The organism is Isoptericola jiangsuensis, from assembly GCF_002563715.1.
In the GTDB taxonomy this organism is placed as follows: domain Bacteria; phylum Actinomycetota; class Actinomycetes; order Actinomycetales; family Cellulomonadaceae; genus Isoptericola; species Isoptericola jiangsuensis.
Genome location: NZ_PDJJ01000001.1, coordinates 1,658,184 through 1,682,497, shown reverse-complemented (window position 1 = coordinate 1,682,497; position 24,314 = coordinate 1,658,184). Strand labels below are relative to the sequence as shown.

22 protein-coding genes are annotated in these 24,314 nt (G+C 75.1%); 1 reads left to right on the top strand and 21 read right to left on the bottom strand.

From position 1 onward, the window contains the following. Positions 1 to 113: 113 nt before the first annotated feature. The gene (locus ATJ88_RS07625) at positions 114 to 1,082 is read left to right on the top strand and encodes a LacI family DNA-binding transcriptional regulator (protein WP_098463309.1); all 969 of its coding nucleotides are present in this window, start codon (positions 114 to 116) and stop codon (positions 1,080 to 1,082) included. A gap of 67 nt (positions 1,083 to 1,149) precedes the next feature. Here ATJ88_RS07625 and ATJ88_RS07620 read toward each other — a convergent pair whose 3' ends face one another. The 21 genes from ATJ88_RS07620 to mraZ all read right to left on the bottom strand — a co-directional run bounded on the left by ATJ88_RS07620 (position 1,150) and on the right by mraZ (position 24,148). Further along, on the bottom strand, positions 1,150 to 3,051 hold the full coding sequence (locus tag ATJ88_RS07620; RefSeq protein ID WP_098463308.1) for an adenylyl cyclase: 1,902 nt from the start codon (positions 3,049 to 3,051) through the stop codon (positions 1,150 to 1,152). A gap of 194 nt (positions 3,052 to 3,245) precedes the next feature. Then, positions 3,246 to 4,178 (bottom strand): RluA family pseudouridine synthase, encoded by a 933-nt coding sequence (locus tag ATJ88_RS07615; protein WP_098463307.1) that lies wholly within the window; start codon positions 4,176 to 4,178, stop codon positions 3,246 to 3,248. Beyond that, entirely contained in the window at positions 4,178 to 4,774 is a 597-nt protein-coding gene (lspA, locus tag ATJ88_RS07610) for a signal peptidase II (protein WP_098463306.1), read from the bottom strand. Before lspA ends, ATJ88_RS07615 begins: the two co-directional genes overlap by 1 nt. A 19-nt stretch (positions 4,775 to 4,793) precedes the next feature. Next, positions 4,794 to 5,255, bottom strand: coding sequence for a TraR/DksA family transcriptional regulator (locus ATJ88_RS07605; RefSeq protein WP_098463305.1), 462 nt, complete (start codon positions 5,253 to 5,255; stop codon positions 4,794 to 4,796). Between the two features lie 125 nt (positions 5,256 to 5,380). Further along, positions 5,381 to 6,007, bottom strand: coding sequence for a DivIVA domain-containing protein (locus ATJ88_RS07600; protein WP_098463304.1), 627 nt, complete (start codon positions 6,005 to 6,007; stop codon positions 5,381 to 5,383). 220 nt (positions 6,008 to 6,227) lie between these two features. After that, positions 6,228 to 6,524, bottom strand: a complete 297-nt coding sequence (locus tag ATJ88_RS07595; protein ID WP_098463303.1) for a YggT family protein — start codon at positions 6,522 to 6,524, stop codon at positions 6,228 to 6,230. 89 nt (positions 6,525 to 6,613) lie between these two features. After that, on the bottom strand, positions 6,614 to 7,084 hold the full coding sequence (locus tag ATJ88_RS07590) for a cell division protein SepF (RefSeq protein ID WP_098463302.1): 471 nt from the start codon (positions 7,082 to 7,084) through the stop codon (positions 6,614 to 6,616). An 80-nt stretch (positions 7,085 to 7,164) separates the two neighbouring features. After that, positions 7,165 to 7,968, bottom strand: coding sequence for a purine nucleoside phosphorylase YfiH/LACC1 family protein (locus ATJ88_RS07585; protein ID WP_245852218.1), 804 nt, complete (start codon positions 7,966 to 7,968; stop codon positions 7,165 to 7,167). Next, a complete protein-coding gene (ftsZ, locus tag ATJ88_RS07580; protein WP_098463301.1) occupies positions 7,965 to 9,263 on the bottom strand; it encodes a cell division protein FtsZ in 1,299 nt (432 codons plus the stop codon). Before ftsZ ends, ATJ88_RS07585 begins: the two co-directional genes overlap by 4 nt. A gap of 199 nt (positions 9,264 to 9,462) precedes the next feature. Next, positions 9,463 to 10,200: a cell division protein FtsQ/DivIB gene (locus ATJ88_RS07575; RefSeq protein ID WP_245852215.1), complete on the bottom strand. Its 738-nt coding sequence runs from the start codon at positions 10,198 to 10,200 to the stop codon at positions 9,463 to 9,465. A gap of 266 nt (positions 10,201 to 10,466) precedes the next feature. Beyond that, complete coding sequence (gene murC, locus ATJ88_RS07570; protein WP_098465196.1) at positions 10,467 to 11,957, bottom strand: UDP-N-acetylmuramate--L-alanine ligase; 1,491 nt, start codon at positions 11,955 to 11,957, stop codon at positions 10,467 to 10,469. Next, positions 11,954 to 13,096, bottom strand: coding sequence for an undecaprenyldiphospho-muramoylpentapeptide beta-N-acetylglucosaminyltransferase (gene murG, locus ATJ88_RS07565; RefSeq protein ID WP_098463299.1), 1,143 nt, complete (start codon positions 13,094 to 13,096; stop codon positions 11,954 to 11,956). Before murG ends, murC begins: the two co-directional genes overlap by 4 nt. Before the next feature lie 11 nt (positions 13,097 to 13,107). Then, on the bottom strand, positions 13,108 to 14,343 hold the full coding sequence (locus tag ATJ88_RS07560; protein WP_098463298.1) for an FtsW/RodA/SpoVE family cell cycle protein: 1,236 nt from the start codon (positions 14,341 to 14,343) through the stop codon (positions 13,108 to 13,110). 9 nt (positions 14,344 to 14,352) lie between these two features. Next, the gene (gene murD / locus ATJ88_RS07555) at positions 14,353 to 15,774 is read right to left on the bottom strand and encodes a UDP-N-acetylmuramoyl-L-alanine--D-glutamate ligase (RefSeq protein ID WP_098463297.1); all 1,422 of its coding nucleotides are present in this window, start codon (positions 15,772 to 15,774) and stop codon (positions 14,353 to 14,355) included. Continuing rightward, a complete protein-coding gene (gene mraY / locus ATJ88_RS07550; protein ID WP_098463296.1) occupies positions 15,774 to 16,856 on the bottom strand; it encodes a phospho-N-acetylmuramoyl-pentapeptide-transferase in 1,083 nt (360 codons plus the stop codon). Before mraY ends, murD begins: the two co-directional genes overlap by 1 nt. Then, complete coding sequence (locus tag ATJ88_RS07545) at positions 16,853 to 18,259, bottom strand: UDP-N-acetylmuramoyl-tripeptide--D-alanyl-D-alanine ligase (protein ID WP_098463295.1); 1,407 nt, start codon at positions 18,257 to 18,259, stop codon at positions 16,853 to 16,855. The genes mraY and ATJ88_RS07545 overlap by 4 nt, the downstream gene beginning before the upstream one ends. Continuing rightward, a complete protein-coding gene (locus ATJ88_RS07540) occupies positions 18,256 to 19,851 on the bottom strand; it encodes a UDP-N-acetylmuramoyl-L-alanyl-D-glutamate--2,6-diaminopimelate ligase (protein ID WP_098463294.1) in 1,596 nt (531 codons plus the stop codon). Before ATJ88_RS07540 ends, ATJ88_RS07545 begins: the two co-directional genes overlap by 4 nt. Positions 19,852 to 19,879: 28 nt before the next feature. Then, positions 19,880 to 22,072: a peptidoglycan D,D-transpeptidase FtsI family protein gene (locus tag ATJ88_RS07535; RefSeq protein WP_245852213.1), complete on the bottom strand. Its 2,193-nt coding sequence runs from the start codon at positions 22,070 to 22,072 to the stop codon at positions 19,880 to 19,882. A 59-nt stretch (positions 22,073 to 22,131) separates the two neighbouring features. Next, positions 22,132 to 22,554: a cell division protein FtsL gene (ftsL, locus tag ATJ88_RS07530; RefSeq protein ID WP_098463293.1), complete on the bottom strand. Its 423-nt coding sequence runs from the start codon at positions 22,552 to 22,554 to the stop codon at positions 22,132 to 22,134. Further along, positions 22,551 to 23,561, bottom strand: coding sequence for a 16S rRNA (cytosine(1402)-N(4))-methyltransferase RsmH (rsmH, locus tag ATJ88_RS07525; protein WP_098463292.1), 1,011 nt, complete (start codon positions 23,559 to 23,561; stop codon positions 22,551 to 22,553). The genes ftsL and rsmH overlap by 4 nt, the downstream gene beginning before the upstream one ends. Before the next feature lie 152 nt (positions 23,562 to 23,713). Next, positions 23,714 to 24,148 (bottom strand): division/cell wall cluster transcriptional repressor MraZ, encoded by a 435-nt coding sequence (gene mraZ / locus ATJ88_RS07520; RefSeq protein ID WP_098465194.1) that lies wholly within the window; start codon positions 24,146 to 24,148, stop codon positions 23,714 to 23,716. Positions 24,149 to 24,314 lie beyond the last annotated feature (166 nt).

Sequence of the window (24,314 nt, the reverse complement as noted above, 5' to 3'; positions counted from 1 at the left end):
TGCCGCCACCGACCCTCCGGACGTCCCCCGCCGGGGGCGCGCGGAGCGGCGGCGCACGTCACGCCCCGCGCCGCGTACAGTGCTGCCCAGCCGACCGGTGCGAAGGAGGACGGGTGCCGTCAGTGACCAGCGCGGACGTCGCGCGCGCGGCGGGCGTGTCCCGCACGACCGTGAGCTACGTGCTCAACGACACCCCCGGCGTCTCGGTGTCGCAGGCCACCCGCCAGCACGTGCGCGACACCGCCGCCCGGCTCGGGTACGCGCCGTCGGCGGCCGCCCGGACCCTGCGCCGGGGCCGCAGCGACCTCGTCGTGTGCGTGCTGCCGGACTGGCCCACGGGCCCCGTGGTCGACCTCCTGCTCGACCACCTCACCGACGTCCTCGCCGAGCGCGGCCTGTTCGTGCTCGTCCACCACCACCGCGACTCGCGCGCGCTGACGGACCTCTGGCGGGCCGTGACACCGCGGGCCGTCGTCGGGCTCGCCCCCTTCACGCCCGACGAGGCCCGGGCGATGGCACAGGCCGGGATCGTCGTCGTCGGCACCGTCCAGACGACCGACGACGACGCGTTCGACCGCTCGCAGCACGACCTCGCCGCGCTGCAGGTCGACCACCTCGCCGCGCGCGGCCACCGCCGCGTCGCCGTGGCCGCCACCGACGACCCCCGCCTGGCGCGGTTCGCGCAGGCCCGGCTCGCCGGCGTGCGCGACGCCTGCGCCGCCCGCTCGCTGCCCGCGCCGGTGTCCGCGCCCGTGCCCGTCGACCGCCCGGCCACCGACGTCGTGCGGGACTGGCACGAGACCGGGGTGACGGCCGTGGCCGCCTACAACGACGAGGTCGCCCTCGCCGTGCTGGCCGGGGCGCGGGAGGCGGGTCTCGACGTCCCCGCGGACCTCGCGGTCATCGGCGTCGACGACTCCCCCGCCGCCCGGGTCTCGGCACCCCCGCTGACGACGGTCGCGCAGCCGATCCTGGCGCAGTCCGACCACCTCGCCGCCGGTGTGCTCGCCGCGATCGACGGCACCGCGGCGCCGTCGTGGCCCGCGGACCCCGCGGTCGTGGTCGTGCGCGGCTCCGCCTGACGCGCCGCGGCGCCCGGGTCCCCGCGCGGGACCCGGGCGCCGCGGCCACCGGTGTCGGACGCCCGCGTCAGGGCGCCGGGTAGTCGACGACGAACGACGGCGTGCCGGTGTTCGTGTCGTCCACCTGGTCGCCCACGCCGTTGACGACGTGCCGGACCGTCCCGGCCGACAGGTTGACCGTCATGACGTGGTGCAGCCGCACCCCGGGCGCGTCCGGCACCGAGAAGCCGTTCTCGGTGACGATCGAGGGGTTGTTCTGGTTGAACACGTACACCCCGGCCCCGTACAGCGCGTGCCGGCGGACGTCGTCGGCGACCTTGTAGCCCTCCCAGCCCAGCGTGCCGTCCGGCTGGGTCCAGTCGGCCTGCGTCGGCGGGTCGTACGGCAGCTCGTTCTGGTAGAGCACGACCGTGCCGTCCTCGCCGTTCCAGACGGTGTTGTTCTCCTGGAAGTGCTCGACGAACAGGCCCGTGGCGGTCACGCGGTCGCCGTTGACCACGACGCCGTTGCGGCCGGTGTTGGTGCGCCACCGGTCGGTGTCGCCGTTGACGCCCTCGGTGAAGCCCTCCACGCCGTGGTCGCCGCGCCACACCCACGTGTGGTCGACGAGCACGTCGTCGGCGTTGATCTCCAGGGCCACGTCCACCTTGCCGACGTGCGGCCCGCCCACGCGGAAGTACACGTCCGAGAGCGTCACGGGGTTCGCGGCGTCCGAGCGGTGGTTGTTCCCGTGCGCCTTGCCCACGCGCAGCAGCGCCGGGGACTCGACGTCGCCCGCGTCGATCGACACACCCGCCACGATCGCCCCGGGGACGTCCGCGACCTCCAGCGGGACGGCGCCGCCGACCGCGGTGAGGGTCGCGTGCCCCATGCCGAGCACGACGGTGTCGGCGCGCTTGACCTTGATGGTCTGCGCGACGTCGTAGACGCCCGGGGTGAGCAGGAGGTTCTTGCCGCGCGACAGCGCGTTGTTGATCGTGGCGACCGAGTCGGACGGCTTCGCGACGAAGAAGTCCGTGATCGGCACGGTGCGGCCCGGCGTCAGCCCGTCCGCCCAGGAGACGCCGCGCGTCGCGGTGCGCGCGGCGGGCACCCGCACGTTGTACCGGCCCGCGTCGTCGACGAACAGGTACGGCTTCTCGCGGCTGACCGGGGTCTCGTCGAGCGTGGTGTAGGGCGGGTCGGGGAACGCCGAGTCGTCCGGCGCGCCGACGACGCCGGAGAACACCTGGTTCCACACGGCGTTCGACCAGGACGGCATCTCGCTGTTGCGGGTGAGCCACTGCTGCTGCGAGCCGTTGAGCGGCGCGGTGTCGAACCGGGAGTCCGCGATGAACCCACCGCTGGCGTACTGCGGCCCGGCGGTGCAGTAGTCCATGAGGGACACGAAGCCCTCGACGTCGAGCCGGCGCATCGACACGGCCTGGGACACGGCCCAGAAGTTGGCCGAGGCCCGGCAGCCGTCCTGCCCGGCGCCGTCCGTGGTGAGGCGGAGGTTGGCGAGCGTCCGCCAGAAGTTGACCAGGGCGATGCAGTTGGGGTTCGCGTCGTCGCCGAGGCAGCGGTTGTAGACCTCGATGGCGCCGTCGATCTCGACGTCGCCAGGCTGCGCGCCGAGCCCCGCGACCTCGGTGTAGTAGCCCACGTTGAACTGCAGCGGGTCGGCGACCGACCCGTAGCTGCCGGGCAGGAAGTACACGCCGTAGCGGTCGGTGCTCATCTCGGCGTCGACCTGGCGCGCGTGCAGGGCGTCGAGGGTGGCCTCGATCTCGTCCTGCGGGGTGTCGGGGCCGAAGATCGTGACGTTCGGGCCGAAGTCGGGGTGGCGGGGGTCCACGTCCGGGGTGGGCGCCGCCTGCGCGGCGGTCGAGGCGGCCAGTGCTGTCACGAGCGCGGCTCCTGCGGCGATGCCCGGCGCCCAGCGGCGGCGGCGGGCCGGCGTCGGTGCCGGCACGGTGGTGGTGGTCATGCGTCCTCCTCGTCGAGGTCGCGAGTGACTCGTGTCACCCACGCGCCTGACACTAGGGCTCCGCGGGCCGCGGGACAAGCCCGACGACGGAGGAAGGAGGGAGCAGGTGGGGGCTGGGCCGGACGGACGGCGACCCGGCAGGGGCGCCCCGTGCGCGAGGCGCCGGGCGAACCGGACCGGCCGCGGTGGGACCGTCAGGCGTACGCGCCGCGCACGACGTCCAGCGCGTGCTGCAGGTCGTCGGGGTACTCGCTCGACACCTCGACCCACGCACCCGTCACCGGGTGCTCGAAGCCGAGCCGCATCGCGTGCAGCCACTGGCGCCCCAGGCCCACCCGGGACGCGAGGACCGGGTCGGCGCCGTAGGTGACGTCCCCGACCAGCGGGTGCCGCAGCGCGGAGAAGTGCACGCGGATCTGGTGCGTGCGGCCGGTCTCCAGGTGCACCTCGACCAGCGACGCCGCGGGCAGCATCTCGAGGACCTCGTAGTGCGTCACCGAGTGCTTGCCGTCCGCGACCACGGCGAACCTGTAGTCGTGGTGCGGGTGCCGGCCGATGGGCGCGTCGATCGTGCCGGACGTCGGCTCCGGGTGACCCTGCGCCAGCGCGTGGTAGACCTTGTCGACCGTGCGCTCCTTGAAGGCACGCTTGAGGCCCGTGTAGGCCAGCTCCGACTTCGCCACGACCATGAGCCCGGACGTGCCGACGTCCAGCCGGTGCACGATCCCCTGCCGCTCCGCCGCGCCCGACGTCGAGACCCGGTACCCGGCGGCGGCCAGCGCGCCGACCACCGTCGGTCCCGTCCAGCCCGGCGACGGGTGCGCCGCGACCCCGACCGGCTTGTCGACCACGACGACGTCGTCGTCCTCGTAGGCGATGCCCATGCCCTCGACGGGCTCGGCCACCACCTCCGTGCCGGGCGCCGGGCCGTCCGGCACGTCGACCTCCAGCCAGGCGTCCGCGACCAGGCGCTCGGACTTGCCGACCTCCCGGCCGTCCAGGCGTACCGCGCCCGCCGCCGCGAGGTCCGCGGCCTGGGTCCGTGAGAACCCGAGCATCCGGGCGAGGGCGACGTCGACGCGCTCGCCCGCGAGCCCGTCCGGCACCGGCAGGGTGCGCAGCGCCATCAGCGGACGTCCTCGCCCTGGCGCGACCCGTCCAGCCCGATCCCCCGGAACGACAGGACGATGATCATGCCCGCCGCCACGACGATCGCGATGTCCGCGACGTTGCCCACGAAGAAGTTCGCGTAGGCGATCATGTCGACGACCTCGCCGCGCGCGAAGCCCGGCTCCCGGAAGAACCGGTCGGCCAGGTTGCCCAGCGCGCCGCCCAGCAGCAGGCCCAGCGACAGCGCCCAGCCCCGCGACCCGATGCGGCGCATGGCCCGCACGATCACCACCACGACGGCCACGACGACGATCGTCAGGGCCCAGGTGTACCCACCGCCGCCGATGGACAGCGCGGCGCCGTCGTTGAAGACGAGGGTCAGGCCGAGCAGGTCGCCCAGCAGGTCGATCCGCTCCCCCACGGTGAGCGCCGACAGCGCCCACCACTTGGTGAGCTGGTCGACGACCAGCACCGCCGCGGCCAGGGCCCACGCCCAGGTCGCGAGGCGACGACGGTGCCGTGCCGCGGCGGTGTCGTCGGGGGACGTCGTCTCGAGGACGGGCTCGTCAGGGGTCTCGGGAACCGGGTCGGCCCCGGCGGGCGTCGTGGACATCGCGCCCGAGTCTACGGCTCTAGCGACGCTCCTCGCGCGCCTTCGCCTCCACCGACAGGGTCGCCCGGGGGAACGCCTGCAGGCGCGCCTTGCCGATCGGCGCCCCGGAGATCTCGCAGGTGGCGTAGGTGCCCTTGCGGATGCGCTCCAGGGCGTGCGAGGTCTGCGCGAGCAGGTCGCGCAGGTTGTTCACCAGGGTGAGCTCCTGCTCGCGCTCCAGCGCGCTGGAGCCGTAGTCCGCCTGGTCGTCGCCGGCGCCGTCACCGGAGTTGCGCAGCAGGTCGCTCAGCTCGGCGTCCGCCGCGGCCAGCTCCTCGGTGTACCGCGCCTTGTCGTCCAGCAGCAGCGCCACCAGCTCGGTGACCTCCGCCAGCGTCCACGGCTCCTCGCCGTCGCGCACCGGGAAGTCCTTGACGTCGCGCGCGAGGTTGGGAAACTCCTCGCGGATCGTCGACCGCTGGGTGGTGGAGATCTTGGCCATTCGCAGCCCTTCGGTTCGTGGGGTCACCGCAGCGTAAGGGCACGGAACGGCCCGCACAACAGCACGCGCCGTGGCGGTGTCGTGTCGTGCGGGCCGTTCCGTGCGGTGCAGCGCTCCGGGTGCGCTCAGAGGTCCTGCGAACGCCCGGCAGCGGCGTTCTGGCGCTGCGGCGGCAGGGCGGAGCCCCGCGCGTCGAGGTCGCCCAGGAGGTTCTGGAGGAAGCTCTTGAGACGGGTGCGGTAGTCCCGCTCGAACAGGCGCAGCTCGTCGATCTTGCGCTCCAGGAGCGACCGCTCCTGCTCGAGCTGCGACAGCGTGCGGTGGCTCGTCTCCTCCGCCTCGCGCACGATCCGCGTGCCCTCGGCCTTGGCCTCGGAGATCAGGCGGTCGCCCTCCTCCTGGCCCGAGCGCACGTAGTCGTCGTGGAGCTTCTGGGCGAGCTGGAGCATGCCCGTGGCGGACTCCGGCTCGGGGTGCGACTTGTCGCCGACCACGGGCGCGACGACGGGGGCCGGCGCCGGGGCCTCGACCTTCTCCGACTGCTGCGCGGCGTCGTTGCGGCTGAGCTCGGCCACGCGGCGCTCCGCGGCGGCGAGCTTCGAGCGGAGGTCGTCGTTCTCCTCCTGCACCGACGTCAGGGTGCGCACGACCTCGTCGAGGAAGTCGTCGACCTCCTCCACGTCGTAGCCCTCGCGGAACTTCGTCGCCGAGAACTTCTTGTTGAGGATGTCCTCTGCCGTGAGCAGTGCCATCGTGTCACCTCGTTGCCGTTGCGCGGTCCAGTGCACGGACCCGGAGCGTCCGTGGAAGCCCACCGTAGCGGACGCCCGCCGGGGCGGCCCTCCGGGCGGGGCCCCGCACACGGGGTCTTCACACGGGCTCCGGACGTCGTCACCCGGGTCCCCGCAGGACGCGCAGACCGGCCGCCGACCCGTCGGTGCCGACGTCGCCGCAGGTCACCCCGCGGAGCCCTCAGTAGCTGGCGGCGATGCCGTTCGCGACGTTGAGCAGGATCGAGGTCGCGAGGAACAGCACGAGGAACGCCAGGTCCAGCCGCACGCTGCCGAGGGTCAGCGGCGGGATCACCTTGCGCAGCAGGCGCAGCGGCGGGTCCGTGACGGTGTACACCGCCTCGGCCACCAGGAGCACGACGCCGCGAGGACGCCAGTCGCGCGCGAACACCTGCACCCAGTCGAAGACCAGCCGGATCACCAGGCACACGAGGAACAGCAGCAGGAGGAGGGCGACGAGGCCGAAGATCACGCTCACGACTGCAACCTACCGGACGCACGACGCGCGACCCGGGGGGCGTGCCCGGGCCGCGCGTCGTGACGAGGCGGGATGCTGCGGGAAAGAGCTCAGCTCTGGTTGTAGAACGCGCCGGTACGGGGCTCGGGACGCTTGGTCACGTTCTCCTCGCCGGTGATCTCGACGTGCTCCGGCGAGAGCAGGAACACCTTGTTGGTGACCCGCTCGATGGCGCCGTGCAGACCGAAGATCAGGCCGGCGGAGAAGTCGACGAGCCGCTTCGCGTCCGCGTCGTCCATGTCCGACAGGTTCATGATCACGGGCGTGCCCCCGCGGAACGCCTCGCCGATGAGGCGGGCGTCGTTGTACGAGCGAGGGTGGATCGTCGTGATGCGGCGCAGGTCGCCGCCGACGTACGCCTCCGCCACGCCCTCACGGTGCAAGGGGGTCACCTCGGCCTGGTAGTCGTCGTCACGCACCGGCTCCAGCTCCTCGTCGTACTCCTCCAGGTACTCGCCGTCGGGGCGCTGGTCGTCCGCCAGCCCCAGGTACAGCATCGTCTTGCGAAGCGCTCCGCCCATCGCCCTGCTCCGTTCGTCGGTACGTCAGTGACTTGACGTTAACGACGGCGAAGCGGTAAGCGGTACGCGACACGCCGGGCTCAGGTGAGGACGACGACACCGGCCTGCCTCCCCGCGACGGTCCCGGCGGCGGTGGCGCGCCGGTGCGAGAACAGGTCGGGGTCGGTCAGGGTGCACCGCTCGACCCGCAGCGCACGGACGTCCCGCGCCGCCAGACCGGCCAGCACCGCGGCCGGGAGGTCGAGACCCGGGGTACCGGCGGCGGTCGTCGCCCACGCGGCCGGGACCAGGGCCGTCACCTCGTCGCGCATGGTCTCGGGCACCTCGTAGCAGTCGCCGCACACCGCCGGCCCGACGGCGGCCCGCAGGTCGTCCGTCCGGGCGCCCCGGGCGAGCATCGCGTCCACGACGCGGTCCACCACCCCGGCGACGACCCCCTGGCGCCCGGCGTGGGCCACGCCGACGACGCGCGCGACGGGATCGGCCAGGACCACGGGCACGCAGTCGGCGACGAGCACCCCGAGCGCCGGGCCGCCCGCGCCGGTGACCAGACCGTCGGCCTCGCCGACCGACTCCGGCGGGTCCTGCGCCCACCGCTCGCGGTCGGCCGGCCCGAGCTCGATCACGCCGTCGCCGTGGACCTGCGTGGCGAACGCCACGGGGGCGTCGAGCCAGCCGCCGAGCAGGTCGCGGTTGCGGCGCACCCGGGCCGGGTCGTCACCGGTCGAGGACGCCAGGTCGAGCGACGCCCAGGGCGCGGGCGAGACGCCGCCGTGCCGCGTGGTGAACCCGGCCAGCACCCCGTCGCCGAGGTCGACCCTCAGCAGTCCGGCACCCAGGTCCTCCGGCAACAACGCCTCCTGCGCCCACGCCGAGGAGGTCACTTGAGGAAGTCGGGGACGTCGAGGTCCTCGACGGGACGCGCGCGCTCGGTGACGTGCGGCACCTCGACGGGGCGCTCGACCGTGACGCCCTCGCCGACACCGTCCTCGACGACCGTGAACGCGGGCCGCGGTGCCGCGGCGACGGGCTGCAGGCTCGCGGGCACGTCGTCCGGACCGGCGGGGATGGGGCGCGGACGGGCGTGGGCCGGCTCGGCCGCGGGCACCGGCGCCGTGGCGGGCGAGGCGGCCTGCGGCGTGGTGGCGGAGGTCACCGGCGCGGCGGGCACGGCCGGGCGGGAGGCGCCGGTCACCTGGCCCAGGGCGCGGGAGTCCTCGCGCTGCTTGGGCACGCCGCCGTCGAACCCGGCGGCGATGACGGTGACGCGCACCTCGTCGCCGAGGGCGTCGTCGATGACCGTGCCGAAGATGATGTTGGCCTCCGGGTGCGCGGCCTCCTGGACGAGACGCGCGGCCTCGTGGACCTCGAACAGGCCGAGGTCGGAGCCGCCCTGGATGGAGAGCAGCACGCCGTGGGCGCCGTCGATCGAGGCCTCCAGCAGCGGGGAGGAGATCGCGAGCTCGGCGGCCTGGACCGCGCGGTCCTCGCCGCGGGCGGAGCCGATGCCCATGAGGGCGGACCCGGCGCCCTGCATGACCGACTTGACGTCCGCGAAGTCGAGGTTGATCAGACCCGGGGTGGTGATGAGGTCCGTGATGCCCTGGACGCCGGAGTGCAGCACCTGGTCGGCCGAGTGGAACGCCGCGATGGCCGAGACGTTCTTGTCGGACATCGACAGCAGCCGGTCGTTGGGGATGACGATGAGGGTGTCGACCTCCTCGCGGAGCGCCTCGATCCCCTGCTCGGCCTGCACGGAGCGGCGGCGGCCCTCGAAGGTGAAGGGCCGGGTGACGACGCCGACCGTCAGCGCGCCGAGCGCCCGGGCGATCCGCGCGACGACCGGCGCGCCGCCGGTGCCGGTGCCGCCGCCCTCGCCCGCGGTGACGAAGACCATGTCGGCGCCGCGCAGGACGTCCTCGATCTCCTCGGCGTGGTCCTCGGCGGCCTTGCGCCCGACCTCGGGGTCGGCGCCGGCACCGAGGCCGCGGGTGAGCTCGCGGCCGACGTCGAGCTTGACGTCGGCGTCCGACATCAGCAGGGCCTGCGCGTCGGTGTTGATGGCGATGAACTCGACACCCTTGAGGCCGACCTCGATCATGCGGTTCACGGCGTTCACGCCGCCGCCGCCGATGCCGACCACCTTGATCACTGCCAGGTAGTTCTGCGGAGTTGCCACGTCGGTTGCCTCTCGGGTCGTCCGGGTCCTGACCAGACTCTCGACCGATCTCCGGCCAAACCCTCAGGTTATAGTTGAGGGTTAGAGTTATGTCAGGTTGCTGCTGAGACGACGGTAGGTCGCGCACCGGCGCACCGGCCGCACGTGGTGCGGCGTGTCGCGTGCGGACGGGCGGCACGCCGCCCGTGGCTCGCCCCCGTCATCGCGTCACCGGGAGGTCCGGTGACGACACGTCGATCACCGTCGCGTCGCCCGCCAGCTTCCGCAGCGACCGGACGACCTCCACCTTGAGCTCGAGCCGCTCCTGCCCGCCCCAGCGCACCGTGGTCCCGTCCCGCAGCACCGTCTCGACGTCGTCCTGGGTGGTCGCGCCCACCTCCTCCACCTGCGCGGCGAGCTTGGGAGGCAGCACCGCCACCACGGCGAGCGCGGCCTCCAGCACGTCCGGGTCCCCGTCGAGCGGCACCGACACCACGGGCAGGCGGCGCGGCGCCGAGGACCGGGTCGCGACCCGCACGCCCTCGGCGTCGACCACCACGTACGAGCCGCCGTCCGGCACCGCCGCGACGGGCACGCGCGCCGTGAGCTCCACCGTGACGCCCTGCGGCCAGGCACGCCGCACGGCGACGTCCTTGACACCGCGCAGCGCGAGGATCTCCGCGCTCATCGCCGAGGTGTCCACGCGCGGCAGCGGGGTCCCCGCCGCCGCCAGCACCACGTCGCGGACCGCGTCGGCGTCGACCGTGCTCCCCTCCCCCGTCACCGACACCTCGGCCGGGTCCAGGGCGAGCAGGTCGGACCAGCCCGCGGCCCACACCGCGCCGCCGAGCAGGGCCGCGACCAGCACCGCCACCAGCACCGTCCGCCACGACCGGTGCCGGCGCATGGCCGACCGCTCCGCGAGCCGGTCGTTCATCGTGGTGGAGACCCGCGCCACGGGCGGGGCCTGCGCGGCGGACCGCGCGACGCGGTCGCGACCGCCCGGGCGCGAGGCGCCACGTCCGCCCGCCGCCCCGCCGGACGGGCGGCGTCCGCCGCGGGACCCGCCCGGTGACGACGCGGACGCCGCCGAGGCCGCCGACCGGCCGGAGGGCGCCGGGGACGCCGACGACGCGGAGGATGCGGACCCGCCCGACGACGCCGACCGCGTGGACCCGGTGCCCGACGGTCGGGACGGGGTGCGGGGGCGAGGAGGAGGACGCATCACCCCATCGTCGCGCCGGGGGTGCCCGGCGCCGGGTCCGCCACGCCGGTCCGGGCGGCGAGGTCGGCCAGCACGACCGGCCCGAGCTCGGTCACGTCGCCCGCACCCACGGTGATGACGACGTCCCCCGGTGCCGCCAGGGCCGCGACGGCGTGCGCGGCCTCGAGCCGGTCCTCGACGGGGCGCAGGAGGCCGCCGGTGTCGGTGCGCTCGCGGTGACGGGTGATGGTGCTCGCGTCGACCTCGGGGTCCACGTCCTCGCGCGCCCGGTAGACGCCGGTGACGACCACGTCGTCGGCGAGCGCGAGGGCGTCGGCGAACCGCGCCGCGAAGGTGCGCGTGCGCGAGTACAGGTGGGGCTGGAACAGCACGAGCAGGCGGCCGTCGCCCACGACGGGGCGGGCGGCGCGCAGCAGCGCGTCCACCTCGGTCGGGTGGTGGTCGTAGCTGTCGTAGACGCGCACCCCGTCGGCCTCGCCCTTGGGCTCGAACCGGCGGCCCGTGCCGACGAACTCAGCCGCGCCGGCGACGGCGGCGGCCGGCTCGACGCCCAGCAGCACCGCGGTCACGACGGCCGCGGTCGCGTTGAGGGCGTTGTGGCGGCCCGGCAGGTCGAGCGCGAGGGTGCGCGGGGCGTCGCCGAGGGGCCCGCCGGAGACCTCGGCGCGCACGGTGCCGGGGCCGACCTCGACGTCGCGCACGACGACGTCGGCGTCCGCCGCGGTGCCGTAGGTGACGACGTCCGCGCCCGCGGCGCGGTGACGCCGGGCGAGCCGGGCGGAACCGGGGTCGTCGGCGCAGGCCACGAGGTGCCCGCCGGGCACGATCCGGGCGGCGAAGTCGGCGAAGGCCTGCTCGAACGCCTCCTGCGAGCCGTAGTGGTCGAGGTGGTCGGCCTCCACGTTGGTCACGACCGCGACGGTCGGGGCGTAGTTGAGGAACGAGCCGTCGGACTCGTCGGCCTCGGCGACGAGCACGTCGGCCGTGCCCGCGTGGCCGCCGGGCAGCGCGACGACCCCACCGGCGTCCCGCACGCGCACGGTGCCGCCGATGGCGTACGAGGCGTCGATCCCGGCGGCGCCGAGCACGCACGCCACCATCGCCGAGGTCGTGGTCTTGCCGTGGGCGCCCGCGACGGCGACGGCGCGGGTGCCCGCCATGAGCCGGGCCAGCGCCTCGGAGCGGTGCAGCACGGTGATCCCGGCAGCGCGCGCGGCGGCGAGCTCGGGGTTGGTCCCCCGCACCGCCGACGACACGACGAGGGTGTCCACGAGCGGGGTGCCGTCGGGTCCGACGACGTGGGCGGCGTCGTGCCCGACCCACACGGTGAGGCCGTCGGCGCGCAGCGCGGCGAGCGCGGGACCGTCCGCCGCGTCGGAGCCCTGGACGGCCACGCCGCGGGCGGCGAGCAGCCGCGCGACGACGGACACGCCCGCCCCGCCGACGCCGACGAGGTGCACGCGACCGAGGGCGGCCAGCTCCGGGGTCATCGGGTCCACCCGGCCGCGCCGGCGACCATGTCGGCCATGCGGGCCGCGGCGTCGCGCACGCCGGCGCCGCGCGCGGCGGCCGCCATCGCGGCGAGCCGCGCGTCGTCGCGCAGCAGGGCGGGCACCTGGGCGGCGACCCAGCGGGGGGTGAGGTCGACGTCGTCGACGAGGAGGCCGCCGCCGGCCTCGACGACGCCGGTGGCGTTGAGGCGCTGCTCGCCGTTGCCGACGGGCAGCGGCACGTAGACGGCCGGGACGCCGAGCGCGGCGAGCTCGCAGACGGTCCCGGCGCCGGAGCGCGCGACGACGAGGTCGCAGGCGGCCAGCGCCTCGTGCATCTCGGACAGGTACTCGCGCACGTGGTAGCGCGACGCGTCGATCGAGGGGTCGAGGGCGGCGACGGCCTCGCGCACCTCGGCGTCCTTGCCGCGGCCGGTGAGGTGCAGCACCTGGATCCCGGCGGCGAGGAGCTCGCCGGCGGCGCCGACGACGGCGCGGTTGACGCTGAGGGCCCCGGACGAGCCCCCGGTGACGAGCAGCGTGGGCAGGGTCGGGTCGAGCCCGAGCCGGGCCGCAGCCTCGCGACGCGCCGCGGCGGCGTCGGTCTCGCGGCGGCCGACGAGGTCGGCGATCTCGGCCCGCAGCGGCAGGCCGACGCACGTCGCGCCGGGCAGGGTGGTGCCCGGGAAGGTCGTGCCGACGGCGGCCGCCCACCGGGAGCCGAGGCGGTTGGCCAGGCCGGGTCGCGCGTTGGCCTCGTGGACCACCACGGGCACGCCGCGGCGGCGCGCCGCCAGGTAGGCGGGGGTGGACACGTAGCCGCCGAACCCGACGACCACCTGGGCGCCGATCTCGTCGATCGCGGCCTCGGCGGCGCGGACGGCCTCGGTGAGCCGGCCGGGCAGGCGCAGCAGGTCGGTGCTGGGGCGCCGCGGCAGCGGGACGCGCGGGATCTGGCGCAGCTCGTAGCCGCGGGCCGGGACCAGGTCGGCCTCCAGGCCGGTCGAGGTCCCCAGGACGAGGAACGTCGCCGCCGGCTCACGTCGGCGGAGCTCGTCCGCGACGGCGAGCAGGGGGTTCACGTGGCCGGCGGTGCCGCCACCGGCCAGCACGACGGAGCGCAGATCGGATGGGTTCACACCCCCGGACCCTACCGGGCCGGGCGCGACCGTCCCACCACCGTGAGGGACCGGCGCAGCACGCCGCGGCGCGAGGCGAACGCCTGCGCGGCACCCGGCTCGTCCCGCGCGAAGCTCATCACCATGCCGAGGGCCGCCATGACCGCGACCAGGGCCGACCCGCCCGCGGACACCAGCGGCAGCGGGACGCCGATGACGGGCACCAGACCCACGACGACACCGATGTTGAGGAGCGCCTGGCCGACGATCCAGCACGCCACCGCGGCCGTGGTGATCTTCACGAACGGGTCGGGGTGGCGGCGCACGACGCGCGCCATCGCGACGCCCAGCACCACGAACAGCGCGAGCACGACGAGGGTGCCGAGCAGGCCCAGCTCCTCGCCGATGATCGCGTAGATGAAGTCGTTGTGGGCCTCGGGCAGGTAGCGCCACTTCTCCCGGGACGCGCCCAGCCCGACGCCGAACAGGCCGCCGGTGCCCAGACCCCACAGCCCGTGCAGCGACTGGTAGCACTCCCCCTGCTGGTCGGTGCAGCCGCCGTACGTCGCGGCGATGCGGCCGAGGCGGTTCTTGTTGCCCTGCACGAAGAAGAACAGCACGACGAAGACACCTGCGGCGCCGCCGAGCGCGAGCATCTTCCACGGCGCACCGGAGACCCACAGCGCCCCGGCGACGAGCCCGGCCATCACGAGCACGGTGCCGAGGTCGTGGCCCGCGAGGACGAGCCCGACGAGGACCAGGGCGCCCGGCACCGCCGGCACGAAGGTGTGCCCCCAGGAGCCCAGCAGGTGCTGCTTGCGCCCGAGCACGAACCCCAGCCAGAGGGCGAGCGCCAGCTTGCTGATCTCCGCGGGCTGGACGGTGACGCCGCCACCGAGGTAGATCCAGCCCACGTTGCCGCCCGCGCCGCGGGCCAGCGCCGGGACCAGCGTGAGCGACTGCAGCGCCGCCGCGCCGAGCAGGGCCGGCCAGGCGAGCCGCTTGTACCACCGGACCGGGATCCGCGTCGCGAGCAGCATGACGGGCAGGCCGATGAGCGCGAACTTCGCCTGCTGCAGCCCCTCGGTCCACGGGGCCTGGTCGGCCGCGATCGACGTGACCGTCGAGCTGGAGAACACCATGACGACGCCGATGACGAGCAGCAGGGTCGTGGCACCCAGCAGCAGGTAGTAGCTCGTCGCGGCCGAGTTCCACTGGCCGAGCCACGGCCGCTCCGTCAGCCGTCGCGCGGGGGCCGTGGCCGCCATCCGGTCCTCCTAGGGCAGGTCCCGCACCGCCGCCGCGAAGGCCTCGCCGCGGTCCGCGTAGGACGTGAACTGGTCCATCGACGCGCCCGCGGGGGCCAGGAGCACCGTGTCGCCCGGTCGGGCGAGGTCACGGGCCGCGGCCACCGCCCGGCGCATCACGGTGCCAGTGTCGCCGGGGTCGACCACGACGACGGGGACCTCGGGCGCGTGTCGGGCCAGCGCGTCGGTGAACGGCTCCGGGTCGGTGCCGATGACCACGGCGGCGCGCAGCCGGTCGGCGCGGGACGACACGAGGTCGTCGAACCGGGCGCCCTTGGCGAGGCCGCCGGCCACCCACACCGTGGTGCCGGGCGCGCACGACGCCAGCGACGCCGCGGCCGCGTGGGCGTTGGTCGCCTTGGAGTCGTCGACGTACGTGACCTCGTCGAGGACCCGGACGACCGCGACCCGGTGCGCGTCGGGACGGAAAGCCCGCAGGCCGTCGCGCACGGCGCGCGCGTCGACGCCGTGGGCCCGGGCCAGCGCGGCGGCCGCCAGGGCGTTCGCCACGACGTGCGGCGGGGCCCCGTGCGGGCCGAGGTGCGCGAGGTCGTCGAGGGTGCCGAGCTCGGCGGCGGTGCGGGCCCGTTCGCGCGACCCCTGCGGGGCGTGGAACGCCCGGTCGACCAGGACGTCCTCGACGAGCCCGACCTGGCCCGGCCCCGGCGCGCCGAGCGTGAAGCCGACCGCGAGCGCCCCCTCGGCGACGTCGGCGGCGCGCACGAGGTCCGCGGTGCGCGGGTCGGCCACGTTGTAGACGCACGCGACCTCGGCACCGGCGTAGACGCGGCCCTTGGCGGCGGCGTAGGCGTCGAGGCCGCCGTGCCAGTCGAGGTGGTCGGGGGCGACGTTGAGCACGGCCCCGGCCTGCACCGCCATGGTGTGCGTGAAGTGGAGCTGGAAGCTGGACAGCTCCACCGCGAGGACGTCGAGCGTGGGGTCCTGCGCGGCCTCGAGCACGGGGGTGCCGACGTTGCCGACGGTGGCGGTGCGCAGCCCGGCAGCGGACAGGATCGACGCGAGCATCCGCACGGTGGTCGTCTTGCCGTTGGTGCCGGTCACCGCGAGCCAGGGGGCCCCGGCGCGCAGGCGCCACGCGAGCTCGACCTCGCTCCACACGGGCACGCCGGCCGCGGCGGCGGCCACCAGCAGCGGCGCCGACGGCGGCCAGCCCGGCGAGGCGACGACGAGGTCCGCCGCGCCGACCACGCGGTCCAGGACGGCGGGGTCGGCGGCGTCCGCCCCCGTGACGTCCGCGGCGGGCGCGTGCGCGTCCACGGTCACCACGGACGCCGCGCGGCCCGTCACGGCGTCGACGACGGCCCGCCCGGTCACCCCGAGCCCCGCCACGACGACCCGGGTGCCGTCGAGGAGGCCGTCCGCGCCGGACATCAACTGACGACCCACTCGGCGTAGAACGCCCCCATCCCGAGCGCGGCGAAGAACCCGGCGACGAGCCAGAACCGGATGACGATCGTCACCTCGCCCCACCCGGACAGCTCGAAGTGGTGGTGCAGGGGCGCCATCTTGAACACGCGCTTGCCGGTGAGCTTGAACGAGCCGATCTGGATGACGTCGCTGAGCACGATGATGACGAACAGGCCGCCGATGACGGCCGCGAGGATCTCGGTCCGCGACAGGATCGACAGGGCCGCGAGGGCGCCGCCGAGCGCGAGCGAGCCCGTGTCGCCCATGAAGATCTTCGCGGGGCTGGCGTTCCACCACAGGAAGCCGACGCAGGCGCCCATGACGGCCGCCGCGACGATCGCGATGTCCTGCGGGTCGCGCACCTCGTAGCAGCCCGGTCCGGCGGCGGCGAGCCGCTGGCAGGACTGGTTGAGCTGCCAGACGCCCACCAGCACGTACGCGCCGAACACGACGAGCGATGAGCCCGTGGCCAGACCGTCGAGTCCGTCGGTGAGGTTGACCGCGTTGGACCACGCGGTGATGAGGAAGTTCGCCCAGACCACGAAGAGGATCAGGCCGATGGTCGCGCCGGCGAACGCCAGGTCCAGGTTGGTGTCGCGCAGGACGGAGATCTTCGTCGAGGCCGGGGTGCGGGAGTTCTCGTTGGGGAACTGCAGCGCGAGCACCGCGAACGAGATGCCGACGAAGCCCTGCCCGACGATCTTCGCCCGGGCCGTCAGGCCGAGGGACCGCTGCTTGCGGATCTTCGTGAAGTCGTCGAGGAACCCGACCAGGCCGAGGCCGGTCATGAGGTAGAGCGCCAGCAGCACCGTGGCGCTCGGCGCCCGGCCCGCCATGATCATCGACGCGGCCACGCCCAGCAGGGTCGCCGCGATGATGACGACGCCGCCCATCGTGGGGGTGCCACGCTTGGTGAAGTGCGCCGTCGGGCCGTCCTGGCGGACGAACTGGCCGTAGTTGCGGTGCACGAGGAACCGGATGAACAGGGGCGTGCCCAGCAGCGCCACGAGCAGCGACACCCCGGCCGCCGCGAGGATCGCGATCATGCGCCGACCTCCACCAGCTCGTCCGCGAGGCGCCACAGGCCGGAGCCGTGCGACGCCTTGACCAGCACGACGTCCCCGGCGCGCAGCTCGTCGGCGAGCACGGCGCGCGCGGCGTCCAGGTCGGGCACGAAGAGCGACTCCTCCCCCCAGGAGCCCTCCTGCTGGGCCCCCTCGTGGACGTGGTACGCCCCCTCGCCGACGACGACGAGGAGCTTGACGTTGAGCCGCACCGCGAGCCGGCCGACGGCGTCGTGCTCGACCCGGGAGGACTCCCCGAGCTCCAGCATCTCACCGAGCACCGCGACGGAGCGGCGGGTGCGTCCCGCCATGACGGCGAGCGTGCGCAGGGCCGCGCGCACCGAGTCCGGGTTCGCGTTGTACGCGTCGTCCACGATCGTCACGCCGTCGGGCCGGTCCGTGACGGCCATGCGGTGCGGGCTCAGCGGCGTCGCGCGGCCGAGCCGCTCCGCGACGACGTCGAGCGGCACGCCGAGGCGCAGCGCGGCGGTCGCCGCGGCCAGCGCGTTGGTGACGTGGTGCGCCCCGACCAGGCGCAGCGCGACCGGGGCCGTGGCCGCGCCGTGCGTGAGCGTGAACGCGGCGCGCCCGCCGTCGACCGTGACGTCGACCGCGCGCACGTCGGCGGCGGAGATCGTCCCGAACGTCACCACCTCGGCGCCGTCGGCGGCGCGCGACGCCATCGCGGCGACCCGCGAGTCGTCCACGTTGAGGACCACGGTGCCGCCGGGCAGCACGCCCTCGGCCATCTCGCCCTTGGTGCGCGCGATGGTCTCGACGTCGCCGAACTGGCCGAGGTGGGCGGTGCCGACCGCGAGCACGACGCCCACGTCCGGCGGGGCGAGCCGCGTCAGCTCGGCGATGTTGCCGGGCCGGTCGGCGCCCATCTCCAGCACGAGCAGCCGGGTGCCGGCGTCCGCCCGCAGCACCGTCAGCGGCAGCCCGATCTCGTTGTTGAACGAGCCGGTCGGCACGACGATCGCGTCCTCGCCCACCTCGGGCGTCAGGAGCTGGCCCAGCAGGTCCTTCGTCGTGGTCTTGCCCATCGACCCGGTCACGGCGACGACGCGCACCTCGCCCTGGGCGCGCAGGCGCGCCAGCACGGCGCGGGCCAGCTCGCCGAGGGCCACCTGGACGTCGTCCACGACGACGGTCGGCACACCGTCCAGCGGCCGCGCCGCCAGGACGAGCGCGGCGCCGTCGCGCACCGCGCCGACGGCGAAGTCGTGGCCGTCGACGTGCTCCCCGGGCAGCGCGACGAACAGCGCCCCGGAGGTGACCTGACGGGAGTCGACGACCACCGGTCCGGTGACGACGGCGCCGTCGGCGCCGTGCAGCGTCCCGTCGGTGGCTGCGGCGACCTCGGCCGCGGTCAGCTCGATCATGCGGAGGTGTTCCTCTCTGCGCGGGCGTGCACCGCGGTGCGCGCCTCGACGCGGTCGTCCAGCTCGAGGTCGACCCCGCCGACCTCCTGGATGGTCTCGTGGCCGCGCCCGGCGACCAGCACCGTGTCCCCCGGGGCCGCGTCGAGGACGGCCCGGCGGATCGCGTCCGCGCGGGGGGCCACCTCGACGAGCGACACCTCGCGCCCGGCGGCCCGGGCGGCGGCGAGCGCCTCGCGCGCCCCGGCCAGCACGGCGGCGCGCACGACGGCGGCGTCCTCGTCGTGCGGGTCGTCGTCGGTCACGACGACCACGTCGGCTCCGGCGACGGCGGCCGCGCCCATCGCGCCGCGCTTGCCCGGGTCGCGGTCGCCCGTGGCGCCGAAGACGACGACGAGCCGTCCCGGCGTGGTGGGGCGCAGCGCGGCGAGCGCCAGCTCGAGGGCGTCGGTGTTGTGCGCGAAGTCGACGACGACGCGCGGGTCGGCCGCGTCGCCGGGCGCGACGACCTCCATGCGGCCCGGCACGCGGGCGCTGAGGCCGTCGGCGGCGTCCAGCGCGGCCGCGACGTCGCCCACCGGCACACCGGAGGCGAGCACCATGACGACGGCCAGGGCGGCGTTGGCGACGTTGAAGCCGCCGGGCAGCGAGGTGGCGGTGCGCAGCGTGCGCCCGTCAGCGTGCGTCAGGGTGAACGCGGAGCCGGTGCCGTGCGGCTCGACGTGGTCGACCGTCCAGTCGGCGGCCGGGGCGCCCGCGGGCGCCGGCACCGTGCGCACCGTCTCCACGGGAACCGTGGCCGCGGCCGCCATGCGCTCGCCCCACACGTCGTCCACCACGACGACGGCGCGGCGCGACCGGGCGGGCGTGAAGAGCTCGGCCTTGGCCCCGAAGTAGGACTCCAGGTCCCCGTGGAAGTCGAGGTGGTCCTGGCTGAGGTTCGTGAAGCCCGCCACGTCGTAGACGACCCCGTCCACGCGGTGCATCGCGATCGCGTGGGAGGAGACCTCCATCGTCAGGGCGTCGACGCCGAGCTCCCGCATCGCGGCCAGCAGCGCCTGCAGGTCCGCGGCCTCGGGCGTGGTGAGGCGGCTGGGCAGCACCTGGTCCCCGGCCCGGGTCTCGACCGTGCCGACGAGGCCGCCGCGCCGTCCGAGCGCCCGCAGCAGGTGGTCCACCTGGTAGGAGGTCGTGGTCTTGCCGTTGGTGCCCGTCACGCCGAACGTCGCGAGCTGCTCGGCGGGCTCGCGGTGCACCCACGCGGCCACCGGGCCGAGGACGGTGCGCGGCTCGTCGGCCACCAGCACCGGCACGTCGAGGTCGGCCAGGCGTTCCGCGCCGGCGGCGTCGGTCAGCACCGCCGCCGCACCCCGCCGGACGGCGTCGGCGGCGAAGTCGGCGCCGTGCGCCCGGGCGCCCGGCAGCGCGACGAACAGGTCCCCGTCGGCCACCACCCGGTTGTCGCTCGCCACCGCGCTGACCTGGGCCTGCGCGGGGACGGGACGGGTGGCCGCCAGCCCGAAGGCGGCGGCGAGGTCGGCCAGCGACCGGGGCGAGGGCACCGTGGGGCGGATGCGAGCGGTCGGGGATGTCACGGGGTAGAACCTACCTGCTGCGGCCACGTCACCAGGTCGTCGGGAAGGGCTTGAAGGGCTCCTGCGACGGCGGGACGCCGGCCTTGCGCAGCGTGTAGCCCATCAGCTCGGAGAACACCGGCGCCGCGACCACGCCGCCGTAGATGGACGAGCGCGGGCTCTTGAGGAACACCGACACCGTGTAGCGGGGGTCGTCCGCCGGGGCGACCCCGATGTACGAGGCGACGTACGTGGTGCCGCCCCCCTCGAACATCTGCGCGGTGCCCGTCTTGCCCGCCACCCGGTAGCCGGGGACCTGGGCCGCGGAGCCGGTGCCCTCGGCGCTGGTGGCGGACTCCATCATCCGCATGAGCCGGCCCGCGGTCTCGGCCGAGACGACACGGGTCCCCTCCCCCGGGTCGACCGGGGTCGTCTCCCCCGTGCTCGTCCGGGTCGCGGCGACCAGCGACGCCGGCATCCGCACGCCGTCGTTGGCGACCGTGGAGAACACCTGGGTGGCCTGCATCGCGCTCACCGCCACGCCCTGGCCGAACAGGATCGTGTACGGCGTGCGGTTCTCGACCTCGTCGACGTTCTCGGCGGGCAGCAGGCCCGCGCTCTCCCCCGGCATGCCGAGGGCGGTGCGCTGCCCGAACCCGAACTTGCGCAGGTAGTCGTACCGCACGGCGAACGGGATGTCCTGCCCCATCATCACGGTGCCCGTGTTGGAGGACTGCGCGAAGATCCCCGCCAGGGTCCACCGCTCCACCGGGTGCGCGTGGGAGTCGCGGAACGTCTCCCCGTCGACCGTGTAGGTGTCCGGCACCTCGAACTCGTCGGTCGGCTCCCAGTAGCCGCCCTCCAGCGCCGCGGCCATCGCCACCACCTTGCCGGTCGAGCCCGGCTCGAAGACGACGTTGACGGCCCGCGAGCCCTGGGCGACCTGGTCGGTGGAGCGGTCGTTGGGGTCGACGTCGCCCGAGTCCGCCATGGCCACGACCTGGCCCGTGGCGACGTCCTGGACGACGGCGATGGCGTAGGCCGCGCCCGTGTCGCTCACCGCCTGGTCGAGGAGCTCCTCGGCCTTCCACTGGACGTCCGAGTCGACGGTCAGCAGGACGTCCTGCCCGGGGACGGCCGGCACCGACTCGATCTCCGAGACGGGGATCTGCGCGCCGTCCCGGCCGCGCTCGTACGTGTGGGACCCGTCGGTGCCCGCCAGGACGTCGTCCCAGGCCGCCTCGACGCCGCCGAGCCCGTCCTGGTCGCTGTTGACGTAGCCGAGCAACGGGCCCGCCACCGTCCCGGCGGGATAGGTGCGCTCGGACGTGAGGTCGGTCCGCAGGTAGGCGCGCAGCTCGAGCGCCGCGACGGCCCGCTGGACCTCCGGCACGACGTCGCGCGCCAGGACCACGTAGCGGTCCTCGCCGTTGAGGCGGGCGGCCAGCGTCGCCTTCTCCTTGTCGAGCACCGGGGCGAGGAGCTGCGCGATCCCGAGCGCGCCGTCCTGCACCGGCTCGCCCTCGGCGTCGCGGCGGCCGTTGCCGCGGAACGACTGGATCTGCTGCTGGTCGGCGACGACCGTGTAGCGGTCCACCGAGGTGGCCAGCACCGTGCCGTCGACGTCGAGGATGTCGCCGCGGTGCGCGAGGGTCACCTGGGTGGCCAGCCGCGCCTGCTGCGCCGCCGACGCCAGGGTCGGACCCTGGATCACCTGGACCCACACGAGGCGGCCCACGAACACCGCCACGACGAGCGCCGCCAGCACGATGAGCCAGCGCTGCCGGCGCGCGGGGTCGCCCGCCGCTCGCACCGTGGCGGCCCGCGGGGTCCGCACGGCCGGGGCGACCCGGCGCCGTCCGGTCCGGGCCGGTCGGCGCGACGACGTGCGGGCCGCCGCGGTGCCGCGCACCGCGGGCGTGCGCCCGCCGCCGGAGCGGTCGGTGGTCCGGGCACCGCCACCGGAACGGTTCGTGGTCCGGGCGCTCCCGCCCGACGCCGTGCCCGACCGCTTCGCCGCCGTGCCGGACGCACCGGTGGACGACGTCGAGGACGCCTTCGACGCGCCCGACCCCGCACGCGGCGGGGTGCCGCGCGGGGTGCTCCGCGGGGCGTTCGCCGACGTGCCGCGCGATCCGCCGGACGACGCGCCCGAACGCCCCGACCCGGTCGACCGGGCGCCGCCCGACCCGGCGGATCCGCGGGGCGTCGCCGGTGCACGGCGCGGGGTCTGCTTGCTCACCCCCCGATCGTGCGCCCGACCCGCCCCCGATCCGCGGGGGTCGGTCGGGCGTGTCGCGCTCAGGGCTCCTCCACCGGCTCCGGGACGATCGTGCCGTCGACGGCGGAGAACATCGTCACGTCGTCGGCGGGCACCATGCCGAGGCGCGACGCCTGCTGCGGCAGCGACGCCTCCGCGGAGCGCAGCTGCGCCTGCACCTCCTGGACGTCCTGCGCCACGAGGCCGACCTCGCGCTGCAGCCGCGACATCTCGTAGGACCCGCGTGCCATGTGCGTGTTCAGCAGCAGCGCCGCCATGAGGGCCCCGACGAGCACCAGCCCGCAGAGCACCATGAACGGCACGCCCGACGTCGCCTGGAGCGGCGCCCGCACGACGTCGAGGCGGCGACCGGCACCGCCCTCGAGGGCTCGCAGCGGGGCGCGCCGCGGGGTGGGCTCGCCCCGGCGGGCGGGCAGGACGGCGGGAGCTCGCAGGGCGCTCATCGCGACTCCTTCCGGGAGGTGCCGAGCAGGTGGTCGGGGGTGGGTCGCAGCCGGCGGGCGGCGCGCAGGCGCACCGAGGCGGACCGGGGGTTGCGCTCGAGCTCGGCGTCGTCCGCCTCCTCGGCGCCCCGCGTGAGGGCCTCGAGGTACGGCTTGTGCGTCTCGGGCTCCACCGGCAGGCCGGGGGGCGCGCTGGACGTCGTCCCGCGGGCGATGGCGCGCTTGACGATGCGGTCCTCCAGCGACTGGTAGGACTCCACGACGATCCGGCCGCCCACCGCGAGCGCCTCGATCGCGGCCGGGACGGCGCGCTCGAGCACCTCCAGCTCGCCGTTGACCTCGATGCGCAGCGCCTGGAACGTGCGCTTGGACGGGTTGCCGCCGGTCTTGCGCGTCGCCGCGGGGATCGCGCCGCGGACCACGTCGGCGAGCTCCGCCGTGCGCTCCCACGGCCGCTCCTGGCGGCGGCGCACGATCGCGCGGGCCACGCGCTGGGCGAAGCGCTCCTCGCCGTAGTCGCGCAGGATCCGCACGAGGTCGCGCTCGTCGTAGGTGTTCAGCACGTCCGCCGCGGTCATGCCGCGGGACTGGTCCATCCGCATGTCGAGCGGCGCGTCCTGGGCGTACGAGAAGCCGCGCTCCGACTCGTCGAGCTGCAGCGAGGACACCCCGAGGTCCATGAGGACGCCCTGGACGGCGCCGTCCGCGTGCTCGTCCACCACGTCACCGATCTCGTCGTAGACGGCGTGCACGGGGACGAACCGGTCCCCGAACCGCGCCAGGCGGGCCGAGGCCAGCGCCAGGGCCTGCGGGTCGCGGTCGATACCGAGCACGCGCGCGGTGGGCACCTGCTCCAGGACGGCCTCGGTGTGCCCGCCCATGCCGAGGGTGCAGTCCACGAGGACGCTGCCGGGCTCGGCGAGCGCCGGGGCCAGCAGGTCGACGCAGCGCTGCATCAGCACGGGCAGGTGGCGGTCCCGGGCGGGCCGGTCGTCGTCGGTGCTCACGGACTCTCCTCTCCTGCGGCGGTCCTGCGGGTCGTCCCGGCCCGGGCCGCCCGGCCAGGTCTCCCTCCGCGTCGTTCTGACGCCGGGGAAGTGCGTCAGACCCTCGCGGGAGGAGGCCTCGCCGGACGGGCCGGCCCGGTGTGTGGTTGTGGTCAGAACTGGAGGTCCGGGAAGATCTCCTCCGCCACCTCGGCGTAGGAGGACTCCTGCTCCGCGAGGTAGGTCTCCCAGGCCTGCGCGTCCCAGACCTCGACCCGGGTGCCGGCGCCGATCACGGCGACGTCCCGGTCCAGGCCGGCGTAGGCGCGCAGCGCCGCCGGGATGGAGACCCGACCCTGCTTGTCCGGCACCTCGTCGGACGCCCCCGACAGGAACACGCGGAGGTAGTCGCGCGCCTGCCGGCTGGTGACCGGCGCCTGCCGGACCTGCTCGTACATCCGGGAGAACTCGTCCATGGGGAGGAGGAACAGGCATCGTTCCTGGCCCCGCGTCATCACGAGACCGTCGGACAGACGGCCGCGGAACTTCGCGGGCAGGATGAGCCGCCCCTTCTCGTCGAGCCGAGGGGTGTACGTGCCCAGCAGCAGGCCGCCGCCCGGGAACTGGTCCCCTGAAGCTCCTGCCACGGTCCGCACCTCCCCTCGGGCTCCCGCTCGCTCCACGCTACTCCACTTTCCTCCACCGGGCGCGTCTTATCACCCGCTGCGCACGTGTTCTTCACCTCGCCCGGCACGACACCGCAGGTGAACGGCC